7 protein-coding genes are annotated in these 8185 nt (G+C 72.2%); 5 read left to right on the top strand and 2 right to left on the bottom strand.

Annotated elements, in window-relative coordinates; all coding sequences use genetic code 11:
* From FGF04_RS05365 to FGF04_RS05350, 4 genes are all read left to right on the top strand, one after another.
* Positions 1 to 268, top strand: a 268-nt coding sequence (locus FGF04_RS05365; RefSeq protein ID WP_149510214.1) for a response regulator transcription factor, incomplete at its 5' end; no start/stop codon positions are given.
* Between the two features lie 156 nt (positions 269 to 424).
* Positions 425 to 1702: a ribonuclease D gene (locus FGF04_RS05360; RefSeq protein WP_149510063.1), complete on the top strand. Its 1278-nt coding sequence runs from the start codon at positions 425 to 427 to the stop codon at positions 1700 to 1702.
* Between the two features lie 256 nt (positions 1703 to 1958).
* Complete coding sequence (locus FGF04_RS05355) at positions 1959 to 3185, top strand: thiolase family protein (RefSeq protein WP_149510062.1); 1227 nt, start codon at positions 1959 to 1961, stop codon at positions 3183 to 3185.
* Entirely contained in the window at positions 3182 to 5308 is a 2127-nt protein-coding gene (locus tag FGF04_RS05350) for a 3-hydroxyacyl-CoA dehydrogenase NAD-binding domain-containing protein (protein WP_149510061.1), read from the top strand. The genes FGF04_RS05355 and FGF04_RS05350 overlap by 4 nt, the downstream gene beginning before the upstream one ends.
* On the opposite strand, the gene FGF04_RS05345 is transcribed toward FGF04_RS05350, so the two are convergent.
* On the bottom strand, positions 5259 to 6200 hold the full coding sequence (locus FGF04_RS05345; RefSeq protein ID WP_188113971.1) for a hypothetical protein: 942 nt from the start codon (positions 6198 to 6200) through the stop codon (positions 5259 to 5261). The two genes, FGF04_RS05350 and FGF04_RS05345, sit on opposite strands and share 50 nt — an antisense overlap.
* Before the next feature lie 57 nt (positions 6201 to 6257).
* Here FGF04_RS05345 and FGF04_RS05340 point away from each other — a divergent pair, with 57 nt between their 5' ends.
* The gene (locus FGF04_RS05340) at positions 6258 to 6644 is read left to right on the top strand and encodes a PIN domain-containing protein (protein ID WP_149510060.1); all 387 of its coding nucleotides are present in this window, start codon (positions 6258 to 6260) and stop codon (positions 6642 to 6644) included.
* Between the two features lie 31 nt (positions 6645 to 6675).
* On the opposite strand, the gene FGF04_RS05335 is transcribed toward FGF04_RS05340, so the two are convergent.
* Positions 6676 to 8166 carry an amino acid permease gene (locus tag FGF04_RS05335; RefSeq protein ID WP_149510059.1) on the bottom strand — a complete coding sequence of 497 codons (1491 nt, stop codon included), beginning with the start codon at positions 8164 to 8166 and terminating at the stop codon, positions 6676 to 6678.
* Between the last annotated feature and the right edge of the window lie 19 nt (positions 8167 to 8185).

The raw sequence follows: 8185 nt of genomic DNA, 5'->3' as shown, positions 1-8185 counted from the left end.
CGCCCCCATCGGCTCGGCGGCCGCCCGCATGCACCGCCGTCCCCCGGGCTCCCCGAGCCACCCGGGCGGCTACCGCGAGCTGTCCGGCCGTGAGGTCGAGGTGCTGCGGCTGGTGGCGGAGGGCCAGTCGAACAAGGCCATCGGCGTCTCGATGGGCCTGTCCGCGCTGACCGTCAAGAGCCACCTCGCCCGCATCGCCCGCAAGCTCGGCACGGGCGACCGCGCCGGCATGGTGGCGGTGGCCCTGCGCACCGGAATCATCCACTGACCCACGACCGACCCGCGACGAGACGGCCTCCTCCGCACGCCCCGGGAGGCCCCACCGGTTCAGGATTCACCGACCTGACTGGTTTACGCCCCTCCGACGCCCGTCGACGGAACGTTCCGTCGACGGGCGTCGTCCATCCACGGATACCCTTGACAGGTGACCGACGCCCAAGAGACCGCAGCAGACAGTTCACTGCGAACCACCGGAGGCGCTCCTCCGGACGACGTCGAACCGGCGCCGATCCCTTTGCTGGAGCCCCGCGACGGAATTCCGCCGGTGGTCGCCGACGAGGAAGCGCTCGCCGAGGTGATCGCGGCGTTCGCCGCCGGCACCGGCCCCGTCGCCGTGGACGCCGAGCGGGCGTCCGGCTACCGCTACGGCCAGCGCGCGTACCTGGTGCAGCTGCGCCGCGAGGGCGCGGGCACCGCGCTCATCGACCCCGTCGCCTGCCCCGACCTCTCGGGCCTCGGCGAGGCGCTCTCCGACGTCGAGTGGGTGCTGCACGCGGCCACCCAGGACCTGCCGTGCCTGCGGGAGATAGGTATGGTCCCCAGCCGCCTCTTCGACACCGAGCTGGCGGGCCGGCTCGCCGGGTTCCCGCGCGTCGGCCTCGGCGCGATGGTCGAGGGCGTACTGGGCTTCGTCCTGGAGAAGGGGCACTCGGCGGTCGACTGGTCGACCCGCCCGCTGCCCGAACCGTGGCTGCGCTACGCCGCGCTCGACGTGGAGCTGCTCGTCGACCTGCGCGACGCCCTGGAGAAGGAGCTCGACCGGCAGGGCAAGCTGGAGTGGGCCCGCCAGGAGTTCGCCGCGATCGCCGCGGCGCCCCCGGCCGAGCCCCGCAAGGACCCGTGGCGCCGCACCTCCGGCATGCACAAGGTGCGCCGGCGGCGGCAGATGGCGGTCGTACGGGAGCTGTGGGAGGCGCGGGACCGCACCGCGCAGCGCCGGGACATCTCGCCCGGCAAGGTCCTCGGCGACAGCGCGATCGTCGAGGCCGCGCTGTCGGTACCGGCCAATGTGCACGCGCTCGCCGCGCTGAACGGCTTCGGGCACCGGATGGGCCGGCGCCAGCTGGAGCAGTGGCAGGCGGCCGTGGACCGGGCGAAGGCGCTGCCGGACGCCGAGCTGCCGCAGCCGGGACAGCAGGTGGCCGGGCCGCCGCCGCCCCGGGCCTGGGCCGAGAAGGACCCCGTCGCCGCGGCGCGGCTGTCCGCGGCGCGGGCCGCGGTCTCCGCGCTGGCGGAGACGCTCGGCATGCCGCAGGAGAACCTGATCACTCCGGACACGGTGCGGCGGGTGTGCTGGGAGCCGCCGTCGACACCGGACGCGGCGTCCGTGGCGGCCGCCCTCGCGGGGTACGGGGCCCGCCCCTGGCAGATCGAACAGGTGACCCCGGTACTGGTGGCGGCGCTGGCCAAGCCCAAGGAGTGAGCCCGGCCCCCGGTGGGGGCTTGTCGCGCAGTTCCCCGCGCCCCTGAAGGGGCGCGGGGAACTGCGCGAGCAAGCACAACGCACCCGCAGACGACACACGGCCCCCCTCGGCCACCCCACGGGGGGTGTGACCTTCGCCGCTCGGCCCCATGGGGCTGGGCAGGTCGGTTACCCGCGAGTAGCATGGCGGGTGAGCGCGCGCTCAGGGCGTGTGTGCCGCGCAGTAGTGCCATCCCGCATCTGGAGGAGAGCCATCGTGCCTCGTACCGTCAGGGACGTCGTCTTCGTCGACGGCGTCCGCACCCCGTTCGGCAAGGCGGGCCCGAAGGGCATCTACCACGAGACCCGTGCCGACGACCTGGTCGTCAAGGCGATCCGGGAGCTGCTGCGCCGCAACCCCGGCCTCGACCCCAAGAAGATCGACGAGGTCGCCATCGCCGCGACCACGCAGATCGGCGACCAGGGCCTGACGCTGGGCCGCACGGCCGGCATCCTGGCCGGGCTGCCCCAGTCCGTCCCGGGCTACTCCATCGACCGTATGTGCGCGGGCGCGCTGACCGCCGTGACGACCGCCGCCGGCTCCGTCGCGTTCGGCGCGTACGACGCCGTCATCGCGGGCGGCGTCGAGCACATGGGCCGCCACCCGATGGGCGAGGGCGTCGACCCGAACCCCCGCTTCGTCAGCGACAAGCTGGTCGACGAGTCGGCCCTGTTCATGGGCATGACCGCGGAGAACCTGCACGACCGCTACCCCACGATCACCAAGCTGCGCGCCGACGAGTACGCCGTGCGCTCGCAGGAGAAGGCCGCCAAGGCGTACGCCAACGGCAAGATCCAGCAGGACCTGGTGCCGATCTCGGTGCGCAACACCAACGCGGAGGTCGGCGAGACGGGCTGGGGCCTGGTCACCGCCGACGAGCCGATGCGCCCGGGCACCACCCTGGAGAACCTGGCCGGCCTCAAGACCCCGTTCCGCGTGCACGGCCGGGTCACCGCCGGCAACGCGGCCGGCCTGAACGACGGCGCCACCGCCTCGATCATCGCGTCCGAGGAGTTCGCCCGCGAGAACGGCCTGCCGGTCCGCATGCGCCTGGTGTCGTACGCCTTCGCGGGCGTCGAGCCGGAGGTCATGGGCTACGGCCCGATCCCCGCGACCGAGAAGGCCCTCGCCAAGGCGAGCCTGTCGATCGAGGACATCAACCTCTTCGAGATCAACGAGGCCTTCGCCGTCCAGGTCCTCGCGTTCCTGGAGCACTACGGCATCGCCGACGACGACGCGCGCGTCAACCAGTACGGCGGCGCCATCGCCTACGGCCACCCGCTGGCCTCTTCCGGCGTGCGGCTGATGACCCAGCTGGCCCGCCAGTTCGAGGAGCAGCCGGAGGTCCGCTACGGCCTCACCACCATGTGCGTCGGCTTCGGCATGGGCGCCACGGTGATCTGGGAGAACCCGCACCACAAGGACGCCGGAGGCGACAAGTGAGCACCACTGAACTCCTGAAGGGCGCGGCCGAGCTGTTCCCCGACGAGGTCGTGACGTCGGCGCACGTGCGCCACCTCGACCTGCCGTTCGGCGCCGGGCGCTTCGCGCTCATCACGCTGGACAACGGCCTGGACCACACCAAGCCGACCACCTTCGGCCCGGCCTCGCTGGCGAACCTGAACCTCGCTGTCGACCAGGTCGAGAAGGAGGCCGCGGCCGGCGAGATCACCGGCGTCGGCATCACCGGCAAGCCGTTCATCTTCGCCGTCGGCGCCGACCTCAAGGGCGTCGAGCTGCTCAAGGAGCACAAGGACGCGCTGGCCATCGGCAAGGGCGGCCACGAGGTCTTCAAGCGGCTGTCCGCGCTCGCGGTCCCGACCTTCGCGTACTACAACGGCGCGGCCATGGGCGGCGGCGTCGAGGTCGGCCTGCACTGCACCTACCGCACGGTCTCCGCGTCCCTGCCCGCCTTCTCGCTGCCCGAGGTCTTCCTCGGCCTGGTGCCCGGCTGGGGCGGCTGCACCCTGCTGCCGAACCTGATCGGCGCGGAGAAGGCCGTCTCGGTCATCATCGAGAACTCGCTCAACCAGAACAAGCAGCTCAAGGGCGCCCAGGTCTACGAGCTCGGGATCGCCGACGCGCTCTTCGAGGGCGCCGACTTCCTGGAGCAGTCCCTGCTGTGGACGGCGGCCGTCCTCAAGGGCGAGATCGTCGTGGACCGCCCGGCGGTCGACCGCGGCGAGGCCTGGGACCAGGCCGTCGCCAAGGGCCGCTTCGTCGCGGACAGCAAGGTGCACGGGGCGGCCCCGGCCGCGTACCGCGCGCTGGACATCATCGCCGCAGCGAAGAACGGCGACCTCCAGCAGGGCTACGACGCCGAGGACCAGGCGCTCGCCGACCTCATCATGGGCGGTGAACTGCGCGCCGGCATCTACGCGTTCAACCTCGTCCAGAAGCGCGGCAAGCGTCCCGCGGGCGCCCCCGACAAGTCGCTGGCCCGCCCGGTCACCAAGGTCGGCGTGGTGGGCGCGGGCCTGATGGCCTCGCAGCTCGCCCTGCTCTTCCTGCGCCGCCTGGAGGTGCCGGTCGTGCTGACCGACATCGACCAGGAGCGCGTCGACAAGGGCGTGGGCTACGTCCACGCCGAGATCGACAAGCTGCTCGGCAAGGGCCGGATCAACCAGGACAAGGCCAACCGCCTCAAGGCGCTGGTGACGGGCGTCCTGGACAAGGCCGAGGGCTTCTCCGACGCGGACTTCGTCATCGAGGCCGTCTTCGAGGAGATCGGCGTCAAGCAGCAGGTGTTCGCGGAGGTCGAGGCGGTCGCCCCGGCGCACGCGATCCTCGCCACCAACACCTCCTCGCTGTCGGTCAGCGAGATGGCGTCGAAGCTCAAGCACCCCGAGCGGGTCGTGGGCTTCCACTTCTTCAACCCGGTCGCGATCCTGCCGCTCCTGGAGATCGTCCGGGGCGAGGCCACCGACGACGCGTCGCTGGCCACGGCCTTCGCCGTCGCCAAGAAGCTGAAGAAGACCGCGGTCCTGGTGAAGGACGCCCCGGCGTTCGTCGTGAACCGCATCCTCACCCGCTTCATGGGCGAGATCCAGAACGTCATCGACGAGGGCACGCCGGTCGCGGTCGCCGAGAAGGCGGTCGAGCCGCTGGGGCTGCCGATGTCGCCGCTGGTCCTGCTCGAACTGGTCGGTCCGGCCATCGGTCTGCACGTCTCCGAGACGCTCAACCGGGCCTTCCCCGACCGCTTCACCGTTTCCCCGAACCTCGCGGCGGTCGTCGCGGCGGGCAAGCGCGGCTTCTACGTGTACGACTCCGGGAAGCCGGAGCTGGACCCGGAGGTCGCCGCGCTGCTGAAGCAGGGCGATGTCGTCCTGACCGAGGAGCAGGTGCGCGCCCGCGTCCTGGACGCCGTCGCGCAGGAGATCGGGCTGATGCTCGACGAGGGCGTCGTCGCCGAGGCGCAGGACGTCGACCTGTGCCTGATCACGGGTGCGGGCTGGCCCTTCCACCTGGGCGGGATCACCCCTTACCTGGACCGCGAGGGCGTCTCCCAGCGGGTCAACGGCAAGCCGTTCCTGGCCCCGGGAGTGGCATCGGTCCCGGCGTAGCTCCCCCGCTAAAAGATTGCGCAGTTCCCCGCGCCCCTGAAAAGGGGCGCGGGGAACGATACGCGGCGAACGCCACCCGCCCACCCGCCGACCGCTGCGCGAGCAGCGTGCAGTCGGCGTCGTCGATCCGGCACCGGATCGCGGCCACCGGCCCCGGCCCCGCGCACTCCAGCAGTTCCACCGGCTCCGCCCCGGCCCGCCACGCGCACACCCGGCCGTCCTCGTCCGTGTAGAACAGCGTCACGTGCTCGTCGGAGGTCGTCAGCGCCCGCAGCGTGCCCGGCCGGACGGCCGCCTTCAGGGGTTCCTCGTCGAGCGCGGGGATGTGGCCCGGGCCGGCCTGCGTCCAGCGCAGGATCCCGGCCGGCGAGGTCGCGTACAGCTCCACGACCCCGGACGCGCGGGTCACGGCCGCGAGGTCGCCCGTCACCTCGCGGCCCTTGAGGTCGCGCCAGGGGCCCCAGCCGCCGCGCTCCTTCTGGCCGCGCATGCTGACCCCGCCGCCCCGGTTGCGCACGAACACGTGTGCGCGTCCCTCGGCGTCCACGGCGACGGCCGGTACGCCGGTCTGCGCGCCCTTCGTGTTGGGGTGCCCGAGGCGTTCCCAGTCGAGCGCGGCGAGGTGCGGGCGGAAGTGGGTGGAGTGGACGAGCCCGGCCTCGTCGGCCCCGGTGGGACGCCAGGAGACCAGGTGGGCGTAGGAGTCGGCGCCCTGCCCCACGGCGAGCACCGGGTGCACGCGCTGGTCGCCGCCGACGGTGCGGGGCGGTGCCCAGGGGCCGCCGGGAAGCTGTTCGGCCCAGCACCGCACCGCGTCCTCCAGCGGAGCGTAGGCGCTGAGTCTGCCGTCCCGGCCACGTATGAGCCAGGTTCCGTTGAGTGTGCGGACCATTGACACTCCCCCACTCTAATCAGGTCGTGTGATCGCCCTCCGTGCGACCCTGGCCGTATGGACACTGCACCGCTGGTGATCGTGGACGCCGCCAACGTGGTCGGGGCCGTGCCCGACGGCTGGTGGCGCGACCGCCGCGGCGCCGCGGAGCGCGTACGGGACCTGCTCGTCCCGTACGCCACCGACGGGCTGCCGGGCCTCTCCGACCGCTTCCCCGGCCCCCTGGAGCTGGTCCTCGTCGTCGAGGGGGCCGCCCGCGGGGTGGAGTCCGTCGCCGGGGTGCGGGTCGACGCGGCGCCGGGCAGCGGGGACGACCGCATCGTGGAGCTGGTCGCCGGGCACCCGGACCGCAGACGGCTGGTGGTCACCGCGGACCGGGAACTGCGGCGCCGGGTCACGGAGTCCGGCGCCGAGGTGACCGGTCCGCGCGCCGTCCGGCCCTGAGGCGGTCACCCGGGCGGTCACGGGGCCGCCCTCAGCCGCGCACCTGCTTCTCGTCCCGTCCGAGGCGGCTGTGCGAGCGGCCGTAGACGAAGTACACGAGGAAGCCGAGGGCCATCCAGACGCCGAACCGCAGCCAGGTCTCGGCGGGCAGGTTCAGCATCAGCCACAGCGAGGCGAGGACCGACAGGATCGGCAGGAACGGCACCAGCGGGGTGCGGAAGGAGCGGGGCAGGTCCGGGCGGGTGTTGCGCAGGATGACCACGCCGATCGCGACGACGACGAAGGCGAACAGCGTGCCGATGTTCACCAGCTCGGCGAGCTCGCTCAGGCTGGTGAAGCCGGCGACGATCGCGATGACCACACCGAGCAGGATGGTCGGCCGGTGCGGGGTCCTGAAGCGCGGGTGGACGTGCGAGAAGAAGCGCGGCAGCAGTCCGTCGCGGCTCATCGCGAAGAAGACGCGGGTCTGGCCGAGCAGCAGGATCATGCAGACGGTGGTGAGGCCGACGGCCGCGCCGAAGCTGATGAAGCCCGCGAACCACGGGTGCCCGGTGGCCTTGAAGGCGTCGGCGAGCGGGGCGTCCACGGAGAGCTCGGTGTAGTGCTGCATGCCGGTCACGACGACCGACACCGCCACGTACAGGGTGGTGCAGATGACGAGCGAGCCGAGGATGCCGCGAGGCATGTCGCGCTGCGGGTTCTTGGTCTCCTCGGCGGCCGTGGCCACGACGTCGAAGCCGATGAAGGCGAAGAAGACGACGGAGGCGGCGGTGAAGATGCCCATCACGCCGAAGTTGGAGGGCGCCCAGCCGAACAGCAGCTGGACGAGCGGCGAGTCCAGGCCGCTGCCCGCCTCGACGGGCTTCGCCTCCGGGATGAACGGGTCGTAGTTGTCGCCCTTGACGAAGAAGGCCCCCGCGATGATCACGACCAGGACGACCGTCACCTTGATGGCGACCACGACCGCGGTGACCCGCGCGGAGAGCTTCGTGCCGACCACGAGGACGGCGGTGAGCACCAGTACGAGGGCGGCGGCGAGGATGTCGAAGCCGAAGCCGTCCGCCCCCTCCCGCCCGCTGAGCGCCTCGGGCAGGTGCCAGCCGGCGTTGTCGAGCAGCGAGGCGATGTAGCCGGACCAGCCGACCGCGACGACCGCGGTGCCGAGCGCGAACTCCAGGACGAGGTCCCAGCCGATGATCCAGGCGGGCAGCTCCCCTAGGGAGGCGTAGGAGAAGGTGTACGCGGAGCCGGCCACCGGGACCGTGGAGGCGAACTCGGCGTAGCAGAGCGCGGCGAGCGCGCAGACCACCCCGGCCACGACGAAGGCCAGGGCCACGGCGGGGCCGGCGTTGTTCTTGGCGACCGTGCCGGTGAGCACGAAGATGCCGGTGCCGATGATGACACCGACGCCGAAGACCGTCAGGTCCAGGGCGGACAGGGACTTCTTGAGCGCGTGCTCCGGTTCCTCGGTGTCCTGGATGGACTGCTCGATCTTCTTCGTCCTGAAGAGGGTGCTGCTCACGGGCGTACCTCCCACGCTT

This window comes from Streptomyces apricus (genome assembly GCF_008369065.1).
In the GTDB taxonomy this organism is placed as follows: domain Bacteria; phylum Actinomycetota; class Actinomycetes; order Streptomycetales; family Streptomycetaceae; genus Streptomyces; species Streptomyces apricus.
This window is presented reverse-complemented; position numbering and strand designations above follow the sequence as displayed.

What these genes read in the sequence shown, in the direction of transcription:
- FGF04_RS05340 (WP_149510060.1), top strand. Translation starts at nt 6,258, where the DNA reads ATGGACACTGCACCGCTGGTGATCGTGGACGCCGCCAACGTGGTCGGG.
- FGF04_RS05345 (WP_188113971.1), bottom strand. Translation starts at nt 6,200, where the DNA reads ATGGTCCGCACACTCAACGGAACCTGGCTCATACGTGGCCGGGACGGC.